Source organism: Bacillota bacterium, from assembly GCA_024655925.1.
Lineage (GTDB): Bacteria > Bacillota > DTU025 > DTU025 > JANLFS01 > JANLFS01.
In genome coordinates this window covers 1-21,056 of the sequence record JANLFS010000054.1, presented here as the reverse complement: position 1 = coordinate 21,056, position 21,056 = coordinate 1, and the positions used below count along the sequence as shown (strand labels likewise).

Annotated in this window: 20 protein-coding genes; 1 reads left to right on the top strand and 19 read right to left on the bottom strand. The window is 60.3% G+C overall.

Going from position 1 to position 21,056, the window contains the following annotated elements:
* Positions 1 to 166: 166 nt before the first annotated feature.
* The 8 genes from sigH to NUW23_09540 form a co-directional block, all read right to left on the bottom strand.
* Positions 167 to 796 carry an RNA polymerase sporulation sigma factor SigH gene (gene sigH, locus NUW23_09575; protein ID MCR4426422.1) on the bottom strand — a complete coding sequence of 210 codons (630 nt, stop codon included), beginning with the start codon at positions 794 to 796 and terminating at the stop codon, positions 167 to 169.
* 347 nt (positions 797 to 1,143) lie between these two features.
* Positions 1,144 to 1,893, bottom strand: coding sequence for a 23S rRNA (guanosine(2251)-2'-O)-methyltransferase RlmB (gene rlmB, locus NUW23_09570; GenBank protein MCR4426421.1), 750 nt, complete (start codon positions 1,891 to 1,893; stop codon positions 1,144 to 1,146).
* Positions 1,886 to 2,326, bottom strand: coding sequence for a ribonuclease III (locus NUW23_09565; protein MCR4426420.1), 441 nt, complete (start codon positions 2,324 to 2,326; stop codon positions 1,886 to 1,888). Before NUW23_09565 ends, rlmB begins: the two co-directional genes overlap by 8 nt.
* The gene (cysS, locus tag NUW23_09560; protein ID MCR4426419.1) at positions 2,313 to 3,872 is read right to left on the bottom strand and encodes a cysteine--tRNA ligase; all 1,560 of its coding nucleotides are present in this window, start codon (positions 3,870 to 3,872) and stop codon (positions 2,313 to 2,315) included. The genes NUW23_09565 and cysS overlap by 14 nt, the downstream gene beginning before the upstream one ends.
* 54 nt (positions 3,873 to 3,926) lie before the next feature.
* Entirely contained in the window at positions 3,927 to 4,421 is a 495-nt protein-coding gene (ispF, locus tag NUW23_09555; protein ID MCR4426418.1) for a 2-C-methyl-D-erythritol 2,4-cyclodiphosphate synthase, read from the bottom strand.
* Positions 4,421 to 5,143 (bottom strand): 2-C-methyl-D-erythritol 4-phosphate cytidylyltransferase, encoded by a 723-nt coding sequence (gene ispD, locus NUW23_09550; protein ID MCR4426417.1) that lies wholly within the window; start codon positions 5,141 to 5,143, stop codon positions 4,421 to 4,423. Before ispD ends, ispF begins: the two co-directional genes overlap by 1 nt.
* Positions 5,144 to 5,156: 13 nt before the next feature.
* A complete protein-coding gene (locus NUW23_09545) occupies positions 5,157 to 6,260 on the bottom strand; it encodes a PIN/TRAM domain-containing protein (protein MCR4426416.1) in 1,104 nt (367 codons plus the stop codon).
* Positions 6,261 to 6,355: 95 nt separating this feature from the next.
* A complete protein-coding gene (locus NUW23_09540; GenBank protein ID MCR4426415.1) occupies positions 6,356 to 6,835 on the bottom strand; it encodes a CarD family transcriptional regulator in 480 nt (159 codons plus the stop codon).
* Between the two features lie 175 nt (positions 6,836 to 7,010).
* Here NUW23_09540 and NUW23_09535 point away from each other — a divergent pair, with 175 nt between their 5' ends.
* Positions 7,011 to 7,406 carry a DUF1573 domain-containing protein gene (locus tag NUW23_09535; protein MCR4426414.1) on the top strand — a complete coding sequence of 132 codons (396 nt, stop codon included), beginning with the start codon at positions 7,011 to 7,013 and terminating at the stop codon, positions 7,404 to 7,406.
* 88 nt (positions 7,407 to 7,494) lie between these two features.
* Here the strand turns inward: NUW23_09535 and disA are convergent, their stop codons facing one another.
* The 11 genes from disA to NUW23_09480 all read right to left on the bottom strand — a co-directional run bounded on the left by disA (position 7,495) and on the right by NUW23_09480 (position 21,017).
* The gene (gene disA, locus NUW23_09530; protein ID MCR4426413.1) at positions 7,495 to 8,556 is read right to left on the bottom strand and encodes a DNA integrity scanning diadenylate cyclase DisA; all 1,062 of its coding nucleotides are present in this window, start codon (positions 8,554 to 8,556) and stop codon (positions 7,495 to 7,497) included.
* 3 nt (positions 8,557 to 8,559) lie between these two features.
* Positions 8,560 to 9,972 carry a DNA repair protein RadA gene (radA, locus tag NUW23_09525; protein ID MCR4426412.1) on the bottom strand — a complete coding sequence of 471 codons (1,413 nt, stop codon included), beginning with the start codon at positions 9,970 to 9,972 and terminating at the stop codon, positions 8,560 to 8,562.
* Positions 9,973 to 10,006: 34 nt separating this feature from the next.
* Positions 10,007 to 12,466 carry an ATP-dependent Clp protease ATP-binding subunit gene (locus NUW23_09520; protein ID MCR4426411.1) on the bottom strand — a complete coding sequence of 820 codons (2,460 nt, stop codon included), beginning with the start codon at positions 12,464 to 12,466 and terminating at the stop codon, positions 10,007 to 10,009.
* Positions 12,467 to 13,534 (bottom strand): protein arginine kinase, encoded by a 1,068-nt coding sequence (locus tag NUW23_09515; GenBank protein MCR4426410.1) that lies wholly within the window; start codon positions 13,532 to 13,534, stop codon positions 12,467 to 12,469.
* Positions 13,534 to 14,085, bottom strand: coding sequence for a UvrB/UvrC motif-containing protein (locus tag NUW23_09510; GenBank protein ID MCR4426409.1), 552 nt, complete (start codon positions 14,083 to 14,085; stop codon positions 13,534 to 13,536). The genes NUW23_09515 and NUW23_09510 overlap by 1 nt, the downstream gene beginning before the upstream one ends.
* Before the next feature lie 17 nt (positions 14,086 to 14,102).
* Positions 14,103 to 14,576 (bottom strand): CtsR family transcriptional regulator, encoded by a 474-nt coding sequence (locus tag NUW23_09505; protein MCR4426408.1) that lies wholly within the window; start codon positions 14,574 to 14,576, stop codon positions 14,103 to 14,105.
* Positions 14,577 to 14,745: 169 nt separating this feature from the next.
* The gene (locus NUW23_09500) at positions 14,746 to 16,014 is read right to left on the bottom strand and encodes a radical SAM protein (protein ID MCR4426407.1); all 1,269 of its coding nucleotides are present in this window, start codon (positions 16,012 to 16,014) and stop codon (positions 14,746 to 14,748) included.
* A 10-nt stretch (positions 16,015 to 16,024) separates the two neighbouring features.
* On the bottom strand, positions 16,025 to 17,122 hold the full coding sequence (locus NUW23_09495; GenBank protein ID MCR4426406.1) for a peptidoglycan DD-metalloendopeptidase family protein: 1,098 nt from the start codon (positions 17,120 to 17,122) through the stop codon (positions 16,025 to 16,027).
* A 103-nt stretch (positions 17,123 to 17,225) separates the two neighbouring features.
* Positions 17,226 to 18,509: a transcription termination factor Rho gene (gene rho, locus NUW23_09490; GenBank protein ID MCR4426405.1), complete on the bottom strand. Its 1,284-nt coding sequence runs from the start codon at positions 18,507 to 18,509 to the stop codon at positions 17,226 to 17,228.
* A gap of 271 nt (positions 18,510 to 18,780) precedes the next feature.
* Positions 18,781 to 20,394 carry a CTP synthase gene (locus NUW23_09485; protein ID MCR4426404.1) on the bottom strand — a complete coding sequence of 538 codons (1,614 nt, stop codon included), beginning with the start codon at positions 20,392 to 20,394 and terminating at the stop codon, positions 18,781 to 18,783.
* A gap of 275 nt (positions 20,395 to 20,669) precedes the next feature.
* Positions 20,670 to 21,017 carry a UPF0236 family protein gene (locus NUW23_09480; GenBank protein MCR4426403.1) on the bottom strand — a complete coding sequence of 116 codons (348 nt, stop codon included), beginning with the start codon at positions 21,015 to 21,017 and terminating at the stop codon, positions 20,670 to 20,672.
* Positions 21,018 to 21,056: the final 39 nt, after the last annotated feature.

Here is a 21,056-nt window from a genome sequence, read left to right as displayed (position 1 = left end):
CTCCATGACTCTGGAGGTCCCCCCCTCCATTAGTGAGTCCCCGAAAAAGAGTCTGCCAAGATGGCGAAAGCCGCGGGCCCGACTCGTCTCACTCGGGGCATCCGCGGCCCATTAGTACTTCGGCACACATCCATCGAATCCTACCAATGCAGAGAAGCGCCATTATTCACTCGTTCCGCTTCTCTATGTATCGTTCGAGCTTCCGCTTGACGCGCTGAAGAGCGTTGTCGATGGACTTGACGTGCCTCTTGAGATCGACAGCTATCTCCTGATAGGACTTGCCGTCGAGATAGGCGTTGAGCACTTTCCATTCCAGGTCGCTCAGGAACTCGCCCATCTTGCTCTCGATGTCCACGAATTCCTCGCGACTGATCACGAGTTCCTCAGGGTCCGTGATCTTGTTGCCCGAAAGAACATCCAGAAGAGTGCGGTCTGACTCTTCATCGTAAATCGGCTTGTTCAGAGACACATAGGAGTTGAGCGGGATGTGCTTTTGCCTGGTGGCAGTCTTGATGGCAGTGATGATCTGCCTGGTTATGCAAAGTTCAGCAAACGCGCGAAAGGAAGCAAGCTTGTCGGACTTGAAATCCCTGATCGCCTTGTACAGACCTATCATGCCTTCCTGGATGATGTCCTCACGGTCCGCTCCGATCAGAAAATACGAACGAGCCTTTGCCCTCACGAAGTTCTTGTACTTGTTGATCAGGAACTCCTCGGCCGCCCGGTCACCGCACCTCGCATGCTCCACGATCTGCTCGTCAGCCAGCTCTACCTGGCCTGCTACGACGACTTCCATATGCAGGTTAACGCTCAACTGCGTCCCCTCCCGACACCAGAAGCTTTTCAAAAGAGGAAGAGTCCGTTCGGAAGTCCGCTGAAATGATCACCCCCGGCGGGATTCATGGAAGAGAGCAGAGGAGCCTGGTCCAGGAAGGATTGTAATGTCAGGTTGTCCCTGAAAACCAAGGCCATTATACATCAGCGTGTCGAATCCCGTCAAGCGACCCGGGCGCGCCGATTCCATGCTCGCCCATATCACCTGGGACTCTTCACCGCACGTCCCCTTTTGATGTCCTGTGTGCCGGCACACCTCGGTATGTCTTGTACAAATAGTACTTCCGGGTGTCCCAAATCCCTCCATTCCTATTGAGACAACCGCGCCCTGCTCCTTTGCTTTAAGATCTCGTAGGCCAGTACGCCCCAGGCCACGCCGGCGTTTAAGGACCCAACCTTGCCCACCATTGGGATAGCCACCAGGAGGTCGCACTTCTCCCGGACCAACCTCGAGATCCCTTCCCCCTCGCTTCCGATGACGACGGCGAGAGGGCCTGTCAGATCGGGTTCATGGTAGAAGTGCCCCGCTTCGGGGTCGGTTCCCACAACCCATAAGCCTTCCTCTTTAAGAAAGTCTATGGCACGCGCGAGATTGGTCACCCTCGCAACCGGCGTGTACTCGGTGGCGCCTGCCGACGCTCTCACCACAGCCGGACTCACCAGCGCGCCCCGTCGAGCGGGCACGATCACCCCGTGCGCCCCTGCGGCGTTTGCCGTTCGGATGACGGAGCCGAGGTTCTGAGGGTCAGTTATGCCGTCCAGAACGACGAGGAAAGGGTCCTCGCCCGCCCCGCGGGCCTTCGCCACCACATCCGCTACATCGACGTACTGGAGCGGCGACACGAACCCCACCACGCCCTGGTGGTTGCCGCCCCCGCTGGCCCGGTCGAGGGCATCTTTCGTCACTTCCTGAACAGGAATGCCCCTCTCCCGGGCCAGCGCGACCACCCGCCCGAGAGATCCAGCGCTCCCCCGGGCAATCAGGACTCGATTGAACTCCCGCCCCGCCTCCAGCGCCTCCAGGACAGGCCTGCGCCCATAGATCCTGCCGTCATTCACCGCTTGTGGTCTCCCCCGTCCCGCCTGCGCCCGCGCCCCCCTCGCAGAGATCCAGGGCAGCTTTGAGAATCTCGTCCAGCCTTTCGGTCCTACCTGAGAGAAACATGTGCCCAAGCAGGGCCTCGAATCCGGTGCTCAGCCGGTACTCGCCCGGGCCCGTGCTCCTCGCTGAGTGGCCGGGCCGGGTGTTCCTGCCACGTCTCACGACATCCTGCTCCTCAGGAGTGAGACGCGCAAGCAGGGCGTTTGTGAGCTTCGCTTGAGTGTCCGCGTTCACCCGGGCAGCCGCGAACCTGTGGAGCGCGGACACGTGCGTGTTCGTGCCTTTTTCCTCCACCAAAGTGGACCTGATGAAGAGCTCCCAGACCGCGTCCCCCACGTAGGCCAGGACGAGTGGGGATAGCTCCGCAATCGCACCCTCACTTAGCGGCAAACTTCCACCTCACCCCGTCACGTGTGTCCTCGATGATCACCCCAAGCTCGCCCAGCCGGTCCCGTATCTTGTCGGACATCGAGTAGTGCTTCGATGCTCGCGCCTCTGTCCGGACCTCTATGAGCAGATCAATAAGGGAAGAGACCAACCCCGACCGCTCGTCTGCGCAGGTGGCGGAGGCGCCGCTTCCGCCTATGGCCTGCGCGAACGCCTCGGGCTCCAGGACACCGATTACGTTTCCGAGTTGGAGCATGGCCAACACCGCGCGGGCCACGGCAGCCCGACCCACGTGCTCTGGGTCGCCCGGCATCTTCTCATTCACGTAGGTGTTGATGCCGGTAGCAAGGTCGTGGAGGGCAGCCATCGCTCCGGCGGTGTTGAAGTCGTCGTCCATGGACTCCTCGAACAGCTTCCGCGCGTCCTCCACAGCCCGCTCCAGGCCCTTTGCGCCCGAGGTGCTATCGGCCGGTTCTGACCCAGGGCCTCCCGCCAGCACCCCGGCATCAGCGCCGCCGGCAGCGGCCCGGACAGCATCCAGGTTACCCAGGTTCAGCCCGGCTGCGTGGGCGGCGTTCGCCACTGCGTCCTCGAGCCTCGACAAAGCCCTGGCGCACATCCCAAGCTCCTCATCACTGAAGTTGATGGGCTTCCGGTAGTGGTTCGCAATCAAGAAGTACCTGACCACTCGCCCGGGGTACTGCTTGAGGATGTCACGGACAGTCTTGAAATTCCCAAGAGACTTCCCCATCCGCTGGCCGTCAATGTTCACATACCCGTTGTGCACCCAGTACCTCACGAAAGGCTTGCCGGACGCCCCCTCGCTCTGGGCGATCTCGTTCTCGTGGTGGGGAAACACCAAGTCAACCCCACCGGTGTGGATGTCGAACGTCTCACCAAGGTATTTTGACGACATCACGCTGCACTCGATGTGCCACCCGGGCCTCCCTGGACCCCAGGGACTCTCCCACGCGGGCTCCCCCGGCTTGGCGGCCTTCCACAGCGCGAAATCGAGCGGGGCGTCCTTGGACTCGCCGACCTCGGCCCTGGCCCCGGCTTTGAGGTCGTCGAGGTTCTGATTTGAGAGCTTGCCGTACTCTCGGAACTCGGATACGTCGTAGTAGACATCGCCTCCGGAAGCATACGCGAGCCCCCGTTCGATCAATACCTCGATCATCTTGATTATGTCCCTTACGTGTTCTGTCGCCCGGGGCTGTATGTTGGGCGGCCGTATGCCCAGGGCATCCCGGTCCAGATAGAATGCCTGCGTGTACTCGTCCACGATCTCCTGGGTGGACACGCCCCGCTCCGCGGCCCGCCGGATTATCTTATCCTCAATGTCAGTGATGTTCTGCACCAGGGTCACATCGTAGCCCCGGTACTCCAGGTACCGCCTGATTACGTCGGGAACCACGAACGCCCTGGCGTTTCCTATATGGAAGTAGTCATAGACCGTCGGCCCACAGCTATATATCCCGACCTTCCCCGGCGCGAGCGGGACGAACTCCTCCTTGCGCCTGGTGAGGGTGTTGTAGATTCTGATGGCCATCGCCAGCCTCTCCCTTCATCTGCCCGCGGGCTCACGGCTCGGGCTGCGGCGGCCTTATCCGCAGGTGCCTTCCGAACGCCGGTGTACAAGCACTACCGCGTGGGCTGCCACTCCCTCGCCCCTGCCGGTGAACCCGAGGCCCTCGGTGGTCTTGCCTTTGATATTAACATAAGACGGAGAGATTGACAGAGCCCGCGCGATCTTCTCGGCCATCTCGCGGGCATGTGGGGAGATCCTGGGGGACTCAGCCACGACGGTGGCGTCGACGTTATCGATCTCGTAACCCTGAAGGCGGACCATCTGGGCGGTCCGCTCCAGAAGCACCAGGCTGGATATGCCGGAGTACGCAGGGTCGCTGTCAGGGAAATGCCTGCCGATGTCCCCGAGGCCTGCCGCCCCGAGCAGGGCGTCGCACACAGCATGGGTGAGTACGTCCGCATCAGAGTGGCCGAGAAGGCCCCGGTCGTAGGGAATGTGGACTCCCCCCAGGATCAGGTCCCGTCCCTCCGCGAAGGCGTGGACATCGAAGCCGTGCCCTACCCTCATGATCAAACTCGCTCTCTCTCCTGGTAGCCGGTTCTCCTCATCAGCAGCAACCTCGCGAACTCGAGGTCGTCCGCAGTTGTGATCTTGATGTTCTCGTACGACCCCTCCACGACTTTGACCGGCAGTCCCAACCTCTCCACGAGGGTGCAGTCGTCGGTTCCAATGAACCCGTCCTTTTCTGCAACATCGTGAGCTTCACGCAATACAGACAGTTTGAATGCCTGAGGGGTTTGGATGAGGCACACGAAGGACCGGTCCGGGGTGGCTGTGACGAATCCCGAGATATCTATCTGCTTGACGGTCTCCTTCGGACATACCCCGAGAGTCGCTGCCCCGTGCTCCATGGCTGCCCGCGCCACCGAGTGTATCTCTTCAGCGGTGACGAAAGGCCTTACTCCATCATGCACCAAGACTATCTCGTTTACGCCCGAGAGGGCCGCAAGCGCATTCCGCACCGACTTCTGCCTGTCAGTGCCTCCCGCCACTACATGGCAGAGCGAAGAGAGGGAGTATCGTCTGATGATATCCCTCTCGAACATCTCCACATCCGCGGGCGGGACCGCGACCACGATTTCGTTCACGAGCCAGGACGCTGATAAGGCTTTGAGAGTGTGTGCGATCACAGGTTGGCCTTCCAGGTAAAGGTACTGCTTGGGAATCAGTGCGCCCATTCTGCGGCCAATCCCGGCCGCGGCCACCACCACAGAGACATGGGGAGATCCCACGGGCGAATCCTCCTTATACCGCACGATCAAGGCTTTTCGGTTTCGCGAAGATCATCCGCCCAGCCGAGGTCTGCAGGACACTTGTAACCAGCACACCCACGGAGTCCCCTATGTATCTTCGCCCGCCGTCCACGACAACCATGGTCCCGTCGTCCAGGTAGCCTACGCCTTGCCCGGACTCTTTGCCGTCCTTGATCACGTGGACCATCATCTCTTCGCCCGGAAGCACCACTGGCTTCAACGCGTTGGCGAGCTCGTTGATATTGAGCACCCGCACTCCGTGCAGTTCGGCCACTTTGTTCAGGTTGAAGTCGTTGGTGAGAATCTTCGCGTCCATGACCCTGGCGAGCCTTATGAGTTTCGTGTCGACCTCAGGGTCATCAAAATACTTGTCCACAATCTGTACACTGACGTTCTGGTCTTTTTGGATCCTGTTCAGGATGTCCAGGCCCCGCCGGCCGCGGTTCCTCTTCAGGACATCGGATGAGTCCGCAATGTGCTGAAGCTCTTCAAGGACGAATCCGGGAATTATGAGGACGCCTTCAATGAACCCGCTCTTCGCAATGTCTGCGATGCGCCCGTCGATTATCACACTTGTGTCCAGTATCTTGTACTGAGGTTTTGCCGGCAGAGCTCTGCCGCCTCTTTCTCGTGCAGCGACACGTGCCCCTTCCGCGGCCCGGGGAATCACCCCGACGAGTGACATTATGTCTTCGCGCTTTCGTACCGCTATGAAAAGACCCAAGTAGCCCATCATCAGGTTCAAGACGATTCCAAGGTAGCTGCCGACTATGGGGAGCGAGGCGACGGGGATCGCAAGAAGATTTGCGATGATGAGGCCAACGATCACACCGAGGGCTCCCGCCACGATCTCGTTCATGGGAACCCGCCTGAGATGTGAGTCTGCTTGCCGGGCGATCTGGAGCACCTTGCGCGTGAACACGGGGGCGATAAAGAATCCTAAAAGGCCGCCGCCCGCCATCATGCCGATGAGGGTCTTAGTGCCTGCGCTGCTCCCCGCTGGGGCCATGAGACTGTCGGGAATCAGAATGAAGCTCACGTACCCAACGGCAACACCCGCTCCGAGCATCAGCACCCGTATGAACTTTTGAAGCACCAGCCAATTCACCTCCGCCTTTGTCGGAGGCCAGTGAAACCTCACTGCCTTCTGACCTAGTATCCGCGGAAACCCCGGTGGATATGTGGCGGTTCTCACGCCTTCAGGATCGAGTCTATCCCCGCTGCCACCTCCGATTCTGGCCTCGACTCTGCCATGGCCAGTTCGCTCGTGAGGATCTGCCTGGCCGTCTCGAGCATCCTCCGCTCCCCCGTGGATAGGCCCTTCTCACGGTCTCGCAGTCCGAGATTCCTTACAACCTCGGCGACAGAATAGATGTCGCCCGTTTTCATTTTCTCCATGTTCGCCCTGTATCGTCTGTTCCAGTTCTGGGACATCATAGTACGCTCTCCCCGAAGGACCTCATAGACCTTCGGCACCTCGTCCCGGTCTATGACCGGCCGCAGACCAACCTCGGCCACACTGCTTCGGGGAATCATGACGCGCATCTCACCTACGTGGAGCCTCATGATGTAGTACTGATCGTGTTGGCCAAGGACTTCGCGCTCCTCGACCGCTTCGATTACCCCTGCTCCGTGCATGGGGTAGACCACTTTATCGCCGACGTTGAACACCACCGTCATCCTCTCTTCCCCGGAGCACTTGATGAAATTGTACCATTGGCTGGCAACACAGTCAATTCGCTCTCGCCAGAGGCGCATTGACAAGGCAATGGGTCAACCGTATAATCGAAGTGAATTCGAAATCGGCCAAACCACCTGCGTCTGCCGTATTTGGAGGTGAACGTCGGTGGCCGAGTTGTCCTGCGAGCAATTCCAGTCCGCCGTCTCGGAGTATCTTATCCGCCACCGCAGCATTCTCGACGTCATGTCGAAATTCCAGGAAGCAAGCGCTAGAACCAACAGGGCCGTGGCAAAAGCAGTCACTTCGTGCGGTTGTCTCGAGGTAAGCGCGAGGCGTCAAAGGTTTCCTGAGGACGTGGCGCTTTCTGACATCAAGCGGCTGGTGGACTCACACCTGTCCGGCGACCTCTGTCCCGACTGTAGGGAAGCACTGGAAACTGAAATCGGCCAGACCCTTTTCTACCTCGCGGCACTGTGTGCTTTGGTGGACATGAACCTCGACGAGATCATGGCCAAGGAGTTCAGCCGCCTGACCATGCTCGGCATCTTCAATCTCACCTAGTCGCCACGTAGGACCCAGGATTTTGGAGGGCCCCAGCACGGGGTCCTCCGTTTTTGTCCCCGCCCGCCCTCCGCCGGCCCGTTCCACCTCAAGGCGTCGCAGAGGTCATCGCCTGGTCCCGCAGGCGCTCTAGACCTTCGCTGACCGCACGCGCTCTCACTTCACCTATGCCTTCCACCTCGTCCAGTTCTTCCACAGAGGCCCCCCGTATGGCCTTGAGCGACCCGAACCCGGCCACCACGTTTTGTATCACGGACATGGGAAGTCTGGATATTTTCGAGAGAGCCCGGTACCCTCTTGGAGACACCGGGTGTTCAAGTGAGGCGCCTGAACCCCGGCTCAATGCCCTGGCGATCGCCGCGAGGTCCAGCACGTCGTCGAAATCCCACTCTGCCAGGGATTCCAGGACCTTTCTCGATTCCGCCTGTGAGCCATCGGCAGAGTAGTCGAGGACTACGAAGAAGACTTCATCCGCCATCCCCGCGAGGAGTTCCTCCGCTTGCATCTGCACCAGCCGACCCTCTGTCCCCAGTTCGATTATGTAGCCGCCCACTTCTTCAGAAACCCTGCGCATGAGCTCATATCTCTGGAGCACCCTGGCCACGTCGGCAAGTGTCACTTCCTCCACGAACTCAAGTGATGTCAGGCCCGTGAGAGCCCGTTGCAGCGAGTCCCTGTAGTTGGCCAGCGTTTGAAGAGCCTGGTTTGCCTTGGCCAGGACAACCCCGATGTCCTGCATGACGTACCTGGTATGGCCGGAGTAAAGTGTTATGACGCTCCGTCTCTGGGATATCGCGATCACCAGCTGCCCCGTCATCTTGGCGACACGCTCAGCAGTGGAGTGCCTCATGCCAGTCTCCCGCGATGGGATGGTCTGATCGGGGTTCAGGTGAGCATTCGCGTAGAGAATCTTCTCTCCATCGGATGACAGGATTATCGCTCCGTCCATCTTGGCAAGCTCGTAAAGGGCAAAGGGTGAGAAATCACTGTCCAGCCGGAACCCCCCATTGACAAGCGCGAGCACTTCGGGGGTATCACCCACAACAATCAGGCCACCGGTTCTAGCTCGCAGAATGTTCTCCAACCCCTCGTGCAGCTGTGTGCCGGGGGCAACCATCTGGAGAGTCTTCTTGAGCCTGTCGGAGATCATAGCCTACACCTCCCGAATGGCCTCCTCAAGTGCCCGTCTGAGAGTCCCGACCCCGACGACCTCGATGCCGAGCTCTCGCCTCTGATCCCGCTCTAGCGAGCGGAGGTTGTGGGATGGAATCACGCACCTGGTGAACCCGAGTCTCGCAGCCTCGGCGATTCTGAGCTCAGCGCGGTTCACTGCCCGGAGTTCGCCCGCGAGGCCGATCTCACCGAAGACCGCGGTCGCGCGCCTCGTTGGGACTCCACGGAAGCTGGAGGCTATCGCGGTCGCGATGCCGAGATCAGCCGCAGGCTCCGACAGCGAGACTCCCCCTGCCACGCTCACGTAGATGTCATAGAACCCTATCGAGAGGCCCACTCTGCGGTCGAGCACCGCGACGATGATCGCCGCGCGGTTGTAGTCCACGCCCGTGGTCGTCCTCCGGGGAGTCCCAGACGAGGACCTCGCCACTAATGCCTGGACCTCCACTAGCAGGGGGCGAGTTCCCTCCACGCTTGCGACGACCGCGGAACCGGCCTCACCCCCGGGCCTCTCTGCCAACAGGACCTCCGACGGATTCTCGACCTCGAATAGTCCCCCGTCTCGCATCTGGAAGATTCCGACCTCGTCAGTGGACCCGAACCTGTTCTTGACAGCCCGGACTAGCCTGTGGGCATGGTGTGTCTCACCCTCGAAGTAGACTACGGTGTCGACCATGTGCTCGAGGACACGTGGCCCCGCTATGGCTCCAGATTTCGTCACGTGCCCGACTACGAATACGGGCACGCCTTCCTCCTTCGCAGCCCGCACCAGACGCCCGGTGACCTCCCTGACCTGCGCTACACTTCCTGGCGATGAATCAAGCTCCGGGTCCGCCATCGTCTGTACGGAATCCACGACGGCGAGTCCCGGCTTGATCCTTCGGATCTGCTCGTCCACGGCCACGATGTTTGTATCGGCCATCACCAGAAGAGACCCGGTGCGGATCCCGAGTCTTCTCGCCCTAAGGCCTATCTGCCTGACGGATTCTTCCCCTGTGATGTAGAGGACTCTCTCCCCTGCCCGGGCTACCCTGTCGGATACCTGCAGAAGAAGAGTGGACTTCCCGATTCCTGGGTCACCGCTTATGAGAACGACAGAACCTGGGACGATCCCCCCTCCCAGGACCCGGTCGAACTCGCCGATGCCTGTAGGGACGCGTTGCTCGCCCGCCTCATCGACATCGGGGATCGGAACGGGGTCGGCTCCCAAGTGGCCGTCGCCGCGGCGTCCGGCCGCGCCCCTGCCAACCCCGGTCCGGCTGCCCGCCCCGGCCGGGTTTGACACCTCCGCCATGGTGTTCCAGCCACCGCACACCGGGCACTTCCCCATCCACTTGAACGACTCATGCCCGCACTCCCCGCAGACAAACAACGCCCTCTCTTTCCTTGCCACCGGATCTCCTCCCGGTGCCCTGGCGCGTCACGCCTCAGGCTGACTGGACCCCCGCCCGGAATACAAGATTCCCGTCGGACTCATCGATCTGGACATGCTGTCCTTCGCGCACCCGGCCAGCCAGAACTTCCTCAGACAGCCGGTCCTCGACAAGTCTCTGGATGACACGCCTGAGGGGCCTCGCCCCGTACTCCCGGTCGTACCCCTCCCTGACCAGGAAGTCCTTGGCGGCATCCGTGAACTCCAGAGTTATACCCCTTGGGTCGAGATGGCTCTGCACCTCGCGGAGCATCAGATCGACGATCCGCCTGATGTGTTCCTCGGTCAGCGCGTGGAAGACGATCACTTCGTCCACGCGGTTCAGGAACTCAGGTCGGAACGTTCGTCTGAGTTCGGTGAGGACCTTGTCCTTCATCCTCTCATAGGAGTCCGCCTCGGTCGTGGTGTCTCTGAACCCAAGGACAGTGTCGCGCTCGATCATAGTGGCTCCGACGTTCGACGTCATTATCACGACTGCGTTTCGAAAGTCGACAGTCCTACCCTGCCCGTCGGTCAGCCGGCCGTCCTCGAGGACCTGAAGGAGAATGTTGAACACTTCAGGGTGAGCTTTCTCTACCTCGTCGAAGAGAACCACTGAGTACGGCCGTCTGCGGATCCTCTCGGTCAGCTGGCCCGCCTCCTCGTAGCCGACATATCCTGGAGGCGCTCCGATCAGCCTGGACACGGTATGGCGCTCCATGTACTCCGACATGTCGATGCGGATCATCGCGTCCTCGTCTCCGAACAAAGCCTCCGCCAGTGCCCTTGCAAGCTCGGTCTTCCCGACGCCGGTTGGCCCCAGAAAGATGAATGAACCGACCGGCCTCTTGGGGTCCTTTATGCCTGCTCGCGCACGGCGGATGGCCTTTGCGATCGCAGTCACCGCCTCATCCTGGGCGATCACCCGTTGGTGGAGGATCTCCTCCAGTTTCAGCAGCCGCTCGGTCTCGGTCTGAGCGAGCCTGCTGACGGGAACGCCGGTCCAAGAGGATACAACCTCGGCTATCTCGTCCTCGCCCACGACTGCACCTTCGATGTACCTCTGGTTCTTCCACTCCTGCCTTTGGTTGTCCAATTGCTCCCGGAGCTTCTGTTCGCGGTCGCGGAGCTCGGCAGCCTTCTCGAACTCCTCGTTCTTGATAGCCGACTCCTTCTCGGTCCGAACCCGCTCGAGCTCCTCCTCGAGCTTCTTGAGGTCTGGAGGAGCCATGTGCGCCGCCAGCCTGACCTTGGACGATGCCTCGTCGATCAGGTCGATGGCCTTGTCAGGAAGGAACCTGTCAGTGATGTACCGGTCGGACAGTATCGCGGCCGCCCGGAGTGCCTCGTCGGTGATCTTGACCCTGTGGTGAGCCTCGTACCTGTCACGGAGCCCTTCGAGTATGGCAATGGTCTCCTCCACCTTGGGCTCGCCCACCTGGATGGGCTGGAACCTCCGCTCCAGCGCCGCGTCTTTCTCGATGTGCTTGCGGTATTCATCGAGCGTGGTCGCACCTATGCACTGGAGCTCCCCCCGAGCCAGCGCGGGTTTGAGGATGTTCGCGGCGTCGATGGCGCCCTCCGCCGCCCCTGCCCCGACAAGGGTGTGCATCTCGTCTATGAACAGGATGACATCACCCGCTCCAGTGATCTCATCGATGACCTTCTTGAGGCGCTCCTCGAATTCCCCGCGGTACTTGGTCCCCGCGACGAGAGCTCCCATGTCCATGGTGAGGACGCGACGATTGCGCAGGAGCTCAGGGACGTCTCCCTTGACCAGCTTCTGGGCCAGACCTTCGACTATGGCAGTCTTGCCCACCCCCGGGTCGCCTATCAGGACCGGGTTGTTCTTGGTCCTGCGGCTCAAGACCTGAATCACCCGGTTGATCTCTTTCTCCCGCCCGATCACGGGATCGAGCTTGCCCTCTCTGGCCAGGGCGGTGAGATCCCTTCCGAACTGCTCCAGGGTGGGAGTGCCGTGGCGTTTCTGGGCACGTGCGGCACCCTGTCCCTGCCCTTCTGGCCGCCCAGGCTGCCCCTGCGGGCCGCCGAGAAGGGCCAAGACCTGCACACGAACACGCTCGAGTTCAGCCCCGAGGTTCTGTAGGACCTGAGCTGCTATGCCCTCCCCCTCCCGAATAAGCCCGAGGAGGAGGTGCTCAGTGCCAACGTACCCGTGGCCCATCGACCGCGCCTCGTCGACTGCCAGTTCCAGCACACGCTTGGCCCTGGGGGAAAGGCCCACAGACTCCACCTGTCTTGGTTCCCCGCGTCCGATTATCTTCTCCACTTCTTTTCTGACCCTGTCCGGCTCGATCCCCATGTTCGAAAGAGCGCGCGCCGCCACTCCCTGGCCTTCGATCACCAGGCCAAGCAGAATGTGTTCGGTGCCGACGACGTCGTGGCCGAACTTGCGGGCTTCTTCCTGGGATAGATAGAGGACTCGCTGAGCCCTCTCAGTGAATGACCCGAACATCTACTGTTCCCCCTTGCCGGAGATGAGCTTCTCCCTGATGAGGGTGGCGCGGTAGGTGTCCCTCTCCCAGGCGGTAAGCTCCTTACCCATGAGTTTGTGCATGTGGGCCGGCATGATTCTGGCTGCAAGGTCTGTAAATATCGTGCCCGGCACATGGTCTATGAGGCCGAGGTTCGCGCCCAGCTTTACGTCGGAAAGAAGCCGCAAGGCCTCTTCGGAGCTGATCATCCTGGCATTCGTCAGCACCCCGAAAGACCGGAAGACCCTGTCCTCGAGCTGCCCTCTCGCATCTGTGAGTATCGCGGTCCTCGCGTTCCGCTCAGAGTCCATGACCTGCTTGGCAACGGCTTTCAGATGGCTCACTATTTCTTCCTCGGCCCGGCCCATGGTCACCTGGTTGCTGATCTGGAACAGGTTGCCCGTGGCCTCGGTTCCCTCGCCGTATATACCCCTGATCGCCAGGCCCACCTTGGAGACAGCCCCCAGCACCTGCCCGAGCATGTTCACCATGGCCAGGGCAGGAAGGTGCAGCATGACAGAGGCTCTAAGCCCCGTCCCCACGTTAGTTGGGCACGCGCAGAGGTACCCGAGGGCCTCATCGAACGCATAGTCGAGAGTCTCCTCGATCGCATCATCCGTCGCGGAGCAGAGCCGCAAAGCCTCCTCCAGCTGGAGCCCAGGGAGAATGGCCTGGATCCTCAGGTGGTCCTCTTCATTCACCATTATGCTCACAGACCGGTCTCTGTTGAGGATTATCGCCTTGTTCCTTGGGTCTTGGATGTGCTGAGGGCTCGCCAGGTGCTCCTCTACGAGCAGCTGCCTCTCAACCATCGGTATCTCGGACAAAACCAGGATCTCAGTGGGTCCAATCGCGGGAGTGGACTCAATCGCCTTCCGCACCCGCGACACCACTTCCTCTAGCTGTTCAGGGCCTGCCGTGTGCGGGAACGGAACACCCGCCAAGTTCCTCGCCAGCCTCACCCGGCTCGAGAGGACGATGTCGCACTCGGGACCCTCTCCCACCATCCAAAGGGCGGAGTCCTTGTTGCCTCGCCTGTTCGTGCCCATCAGGCCTGCCTCCCGTCGTCTCCCCCGGTCAACCCGGTCTGGTTGGACTTCTCGATTGCCCTGATCCTGTCGCGGACCAGCGCGGCTTTCTCGTACTCTTCAGCCTCGATGAGCATGCGCAGTTCCTTCCTGAGCGACTCCAGTTCCTGGCGGGCCCTGACTGCCTTGCCCGTCCGCCTGGGCACCTTGCCCGTGTGACGCGTGTGCCCGTGGATCTTGCCGATCAACGGCCCAAGTCTCCCCGCGAATTGGGAATAGCAGTCCGAGCACCCCAAGAACCCTGTGTTCATGAACTCCGTATACTCAAGGCCGCAGGTCTCGCACTTGCGCCTGCCACCTCCCGAGATCCCTACCGGAATCCCGAAGGCCGGTTCGCTCTGGAGCAAGCCAGCCAGGAGGTTCGAGAACGCAAACTTCGGCCCCTCCAAAGCGTCAAGCTCCCCTCGCTCTCTGGCGCACTGCTGGCACAGGTGGAGTTCGGTCTTGACGCTGTTAATGATCTTCGTCACATGCACATTAGCTGGCCTCTGTTGGCACACTTCGCAGAGCATTTGAATCCCTCCCGGCACTAGGCTTCTCGGGACTGAGTCAGCATGAACAGAAGGACTGTGCGGAGCACGCGGGCGCGAACGATCCTCTCTATGTCGGGTTCGAGTGCATAGCCATGGCTGGCTATTGCGGCTCGGATGAAGTTCGCGTTCTGCTCGTCCAGGGCGCCCGTGTCGACGAGCCGGATGAGGAGGTCCTCAGCCGCCTTACGGTCGATAGCTTCCCCAACAGTCCGGTGCACCATTTCGATGAGGCTTTCGCGTGAACGTGCTCGAACCCGGAAAATCCTGATGTATCCCCCGCCGCCCCTACGTGTCTCGACGAAGTAGCCTCTCTCCGGGGAGAATCTCGTGGCAAGCACGTAGTTGATCTGAGACGGAGCACAACGGAACCTCTCCGCGAGTTCACGCCTTTGGATCTCCAGGGGATCGGCATCGACGCGCTCCAGGAGAAGCTTGATGTAGCTTTCGATGTAGTCCGTGAGGTTGTTCATACCGCCTCTCCCGTTCATGGGACGCTTGGTTCTGACCATATTTGACCTTACAGCTAATATGATACTCTTTCCGCGGAAAAACGCAACTACCCATTGAGAGGATTAAGGTCAATATTGATCAAAATCATGTGGCTGTGTCATAAGGTGCATGGGTTAGTCCTCGCCGGGATTAACCCCGCGAGTTACGCACCGGTAGGCTGAAACTGCCGATCACGATCTCGGGGGAGCAGTCTCGAATGTGGTCGATCATAGCGGAAACCCCAACGGGTTCCGGGCCATCGTCCCGGTCGTCTGCTGGCTGAAGCATGAGGTCTGCGAAGACTTCTGGGTCTATGTTGAGGTTCCGAACCTGGATCATCTGGACTCCAGTCCGTTCGATCAGGTCCGCCAGGGCTTCGACCTCAGGTTCGAGGTCTGAGAACCCGGGAAATACCAGGTAATTCAGGGACACGTATACCCCTCTCTCTCGGGCGAGCCTGATGGACTGCTCCACATCGGGAAGGCCGAACCCCTTGGGCATGTGGTACCTATCGTAGTACTCCGGCCTTGCGCTTGCCAGGCTGACCCGTAGGGAGTCAATACCTGAGTCTGAGATGTTCCGGATAGCCTCGGTGTTCCCAGCGTTGGTGTTGGCGTTGATGGTCCCTTTGTCAGTCCGGGAGCGGATGGCCCGAACAGCCTCTGCGATGGTCTCGTGTTGGAGAGTGGGTTCTCCTTCGCACCCCTGCCCGAAGCTTATTATGGCCTCCTCCCCTTGCTCGAGATGAGGGAGGGCGACTTCAACTATCTCATCCACCGTGGGAACGAAGTCGATCCTCTGCTGTGGGGAAGGGCAACACTCTGAAGGTTGGAGCGAGATGCACCCGATGCAGTTGGAGTTGCATTTCGGCGACACCGGAACTCCGCCCTCCCAGCGCCTGTAGAAGATGTTCTGGGCTGTGAAGCACTGGTAATTTGACGCGCATACGGCAAGTTGCCTGAGGATACGGTTCGCAGGGTGTTCAGCCAGCGCAGCTTCGATGAGCCCGGCAAGCTCAGGGAGGTTGTAGTGGATGGGGTTCCAGGTGTCCCGCTCGTCAGTGCGAATCGCGGCTACAACGAGTTCCTCGTCTCGGAAGGCGACGGCGGAATACCCAAACAAGGGCAGCCGTGGGCTCTCGGCCCGTCCACTGTACGCAGGGAGGAAGGTCCTGGTGTATCCTTGAGGGAGAAGGGCCGCGACTGCATCCCCCGGCTCCGCCCGCACGAACTCACCCGTCTTGGGCTCGATTCCCACGGCAGCCCGATCTGGTAGGCGCATGAGGCTTGAACCTTCGGGCAGAGGTATCACGTCGGAGTCAAGCAGTTCAGAGAAGAGCCGCCCGCTCCGTCCGGCGGCCCGTGCGTTCTCGTTGCGGTATATCCGGCCCACCCGGTCGCACACGGCAACATGAAGCATAAGTGGGTGCCTACCTCAAGTAGTTCATGGGATCGACAGCCCGGCCGTCCCGGCGAATCTCAAAATGAACGTGGGGACCGGTGGACCTTCCGGTGTTCCCCGAAAGCGCGATCCGCTCGCCAGCGGAGACCCACTCCCCCGGCGATACGGTGATAGTGGAGTTGTGGGCGTAGTAGGTCTGGAACCCGTACCCGTGATCCACGATCACGAGCTTGCCGTAGTCCCCGAGCCAGCCGGCGTAGGAGACTCGACCGTCTGCAGCCGCGCGCACCGGGGTTCCCGTCGACACGGCTATGTCTATCCCTGAATGCATCCGGCCCCAGCGCCAACCGTAGTAAGAAGATATGCGGGCCCTGGCTGGCCACGAAAAGCTAATTCCCGACGACGACCGGGATGGCTGGGCCCCGCGGGAGGCCAGCGCGGTGCCGCGCGCATCCTGAGGCCTCGCCCCCGGAATGATCAGAGACTGCTGGTACTGGAGGTAATCCGGGTTCGCAAGGGCGTTGGTCCGCACAATTTCTTCCCCGCTCACGCCGTACTTCTTGGCGATGGACCACACGCTCTCGCCCTTGCCCACGGTGTGGATGACCCCAGGCACCGACGGGAACTTGAGGGTCTGGCCCACTCGGAGCCTGCTGGGGTCGGGAATTGAGTTGGCCCAGAGGATAGTGTCTACCGTCACACCGTATTGATTCGCGAGCGCCCAGATGGTATCGCCGCTCGCCACCACATGAGAGATCACGGTGGCTCCGGGTTGGGGGTTGGGTTCGGGATTGGATGGGGATTTCGTTGGAAGCACAGACGCCAGGCTGGTCCGGGATGCAGGCGACGCGAGAGGGATCTCCGGCACAGTCTGGGGAACCGGCCGAGCGACTATGCCGCTGTTCCACTGGGAGATCGTGTCGGCGCCGGCACCGAAGGCCGCGAGAAAGATGGTCCAGCTCCGTTGCAGGATGTTCTGGAGGAGTGAGTACCTGGGCGACCCCTTGGCCAACTCCATGGAGAAGCTGGCCTTCTCCTGGAACGGGTCAGCTCCCGATGACAGGGCAGAGCACGAGCATATGACCACAAGGGTACACAATACCGCTGCAATTCGCTTTGCCCGCAACTATCTCCCCCCCGGTTGCCACCCATCTCCGAATTGGGGGCGTCTGCTTCCAACTCTTATATTATATCACCTATCTATATCCTTTGCCACTACTATATGCCAGCTAGCTCGAAGCCTGCCAGTTTCGAAGGTTCTCCGCAAACTGAGATTTGAGAATGATGCCGCTCAGCTCCGCATTGCTCTTAGTATGTTGTATGCGGTCGATGAGGAGTTGAGTCATCTCCGCGGACCCCATGTTGCTCATGGCACGGCGAAGCACCCACATAGTCTCCAGTTCCTCATTGGACAGGAGAAGCTCCTCTTTTCGAGTGCCAGACTTGTTGACGTCGATTGATGGGAAGATCCTTCGTTCGGAGAGCTTGCGGTCAAGGTGGAGTTCCATATTGCCGGTGCCCTTGAACTCCTCGAAGATCACATCGTCCATACGGCTTCCAGTCTCGATCAGCGCCGTGGCGATGATGGTGAGGCTGCCGCCTTCCTCGATATTCCTGGCGGCGCCGAAGAACCTCTTGGGATGGTGGAGAGCCGCCGGGTCCACACCGCCCGAGAGCGTACGCCCACTCGGGGGCTCCTCAAGGTTGTAGGCTCGGGCCAGCCTGGTGATGGAGTCGAGGAGCACCACCACATCCCTGCCGTGCTCGACGAGGCGCTTGGCACGCTCCAAGACCATGTCAGCCACACGAATGTGGTTTGAAGTGGGAAGATCGAAAGTGGAAGCGACCACTGTGCCCGTGACCGAGCGTTCCATGTCAGTCACTTCCTCTGGCCGCTCGTCGACCAGGAGCACAAAGAGCAGGACCTCGGGGTGGTTGCGGGTTATGCTGTTCGCGACTTTCTTTAGGATCGTGGTCTTTCCTGCCTTGGGTGCGGAGACGATCAGGCCGCGCTGGCCTTTGCCGATGGGAGCGATGAGGTCGATCAGGCGGGTGGGAACGTCCTTCGCATCGGCTTCAAGCCTTAACCGTTCATCAGGATAGACAGGGATCAGGTCTTCGAAGTGCGCTCTCCTTGAAGCCTGGTCAGGGTCGACGCCGTTGACCGCCTCCACGCGGAGCAATGCGAAGTACTTCTCACCTTCCTTGGGGGGACGCACCTGCCCCGATACCATGTCCCCCTTCCGCAGGCTGAACCTCCGGATTTGCGAGGGAGAGATGTAGATGTCATCTGAGCTTGGCGTTAGTCCTCCGACTCGAAGGAAACCGAATCCCTCGGGGAGGATCTCGAGCACTCCGTCCGCCCACAACGCCCCTTCCTTCTGCAGAGCTGCCTTGACGATCTCGAACGTCAATTCCTGCTTGCGGAGCTGGGAGTGGCCGGGGATGCCGAGTTCGCGGGCAATGTCGTGGAGCTCGGGCACGGTTTTCTTCTCGAGTTCGGCGATATTCATCTTGTGGGCATCATCCTTTCGGGGATACTGAGGCGCGAGATACAGAGGAACCCTGCGCGTTTTCACCACGCGCGTCAGTATACGCACAGTATGTCTTGGATGGGCATTCATAGGCCTACCATGGTGATGTGGTGTACTGAGGGTATCGGTGTAGTCGAAGAAGTACGAAGGTTCGATACCCGCCTGATTCGCCGTCGGGGCGCGGATTCCTCCAGGGGGAAAGACCTAACACAATTCTTTCCCCGCTGCGGCAAATCATGCCTGGGAACCGCTAGGATAGCTTCGATTTGGAGTACTCAATACATTGTGCGACGAAGTCGCGAAAGAGTGGATGAGATCTCTGGGGCCTGGACTTGAACTCTGGGTGGAACTGCGTTCCTACAAACCACGGATGGTCGACGAGTTCGCACACTTCAACGAGCCCCTTCTCTGGGAAGATCCCTGAGAAACGCATGCCATGGGATGTCATGATCGAAAGATAGTCGTTGTTCATCTCATACCTGTGCCTGTGGCGCTCGCGGACCAAGCTGTCGCCGTAGGCTCGACCCGCGCGGGACCCGGGCTCCAGGGCACACGGGTAGAGGCCGAGCCTCATCGTGCCGCCTTTCTTATCCACGAGACGCTGCTCCGGAAGGAGGTCGATGACAGGATAAGGCGTGGACTCGTCGAACTCCGTGCTGTTCGCCCCGGTGAGTCCGCAGGCGTGGCGCGCGAATTCGATCACAGCGCATTGCATTCCCAGGCAAAGCCCGAGAAACGGGACTCGGTTGCGCCTAGCATAACCCGCGGCGATGATCTTCCCTTCGACTCCGCGGTAACCGAACCCTCCAGGCACAAGGATGCCATCGACGCGGCCGAGCACCGACTCCAAGTCAGGTTCGGATTCGATTGCTTCGGAGTCCACCCACACGACTTTGACCTCGGCTTCGTTCTCGATCCCGGCATGGCGAAGGGCTTCAACCACACTCAGGTAGGCATCGGGAAGGGACACGTACTTGCCGACAAGGCCGACCTTCACGCCGCACCTGGGCTTCTTCAGCCTGGAAACCATCGCGCGCCATTCACTCATGTCGGCCTCACCGCAGTTGAGTCCGAGTCTCTTCACAACTATGTCATCCAGGCCTTCATGTTCGAGTATGAGTGGGACCTCGTAGATGGAATCTGCATCGGGGTTGAAGATGACAGCCTCTGGGTTGACGTCGCAGAAGAGGGCGATCTTGGCTTTGAGTTCAGGTGGGAGCGGGCGCTCTGATCGGGCCACGATGACGTCTGGCTGTATTCCGATGCTCCTGAGTTCCTTGACCGAATGCTGGGTGGGCTTGGTCTTGAATTCCCCGACAGAGCGCACGAAGGGAACAAGGGTCACGTGGATATACATTACGTTCTCACGGCCCGCCTCCCGCCTGAACTGCCTAGCAGCTTCGAGGAACGGAAGGCCTTCGATGTCCCCGACTGTGCCCCCTACCTCAACAATGACGACATCAGTGCCGCCTTGCCCGAGCCGTGTGACTCTCTCCTTGATCTCGTTGGTGATGTGTGGGATCACCTGGACTGTGCCGCCAAGGTAATCGCCGCGCCTTTCCTTCGACAGGACGGAGGAGTATATCGTCCCGGTGGTCACGTTGTTGTCGCGGGTGACGTTGATATCCATGAACCTCTCGTAGTGCCCAAGGTCGAGGTCGGTCTCCGCGCCATCCTCGGTCACAAAGACCTCCCCATGCTGGTAGGGGCTCATGGTCCCAGGGTCGACATTGATGTAGGGGTCGAACTTGAGAACCTTGACACTCACACCGCGGGCTTTGAGCAACCTGCCGACCGAAGCCGCGGTTATGCCTTTCCCGAGCCCCGACACAACTCCACCCGTGACAAAAACATACTTCGCCAAACCGGTTACCTCCCTGTTGAGCCCGATCCCAACCGAGTTCGTATTATACCACTCAGGATTGGTGAGGACAACTCGCCGCGCGGCTGTGACCGCGTCAATCCACAGTAGGGAAGAAGAGCTGAAGAGCCTTTCCGTAGCGCTGGAACGTTGATCCTGTATGAAGTTGCGGCGTGCCAGCCTACTCAGCTGCCTTGTGTTTGTGCAGCGTTCCCGCATTTACAGCTCGCTGACGCCTATGGAGCGCAGAGGATCTCCGGGACTCTGCCCGCGCCCAATCAAATCGCCATACAGTCTCGAAGGCCTCTGAGCGCCAGGGCGGCGAGACTGGTCTTGCCTCGCAGCACGGGCACGTTGCCGAGCTGTTCGCGAAGGCACCCTTCAGCCGCTATCACCTTTGCCCTCATGCCCGAGCGGAGCTCCTGAGCGCGCTTACGATCCAGCCGAACGGCGGGTAGAGATCGCGCTAACTGAGTCAAGACATAGCCGCTGACCGATTCGCCGTTTGCCATCATGACCCGCAGCCTGGCCATGATGTCCGCTCCAGTCTCCGACCATGACGCCGGGCGGCTGGACATGCGTTCGGCGTACACATGGCTCACATGCCCTTCGGCGCTGCAACCCACCGTTTCCTGCAGACGCCTTTGCCTGTTCTCAATAGCTCC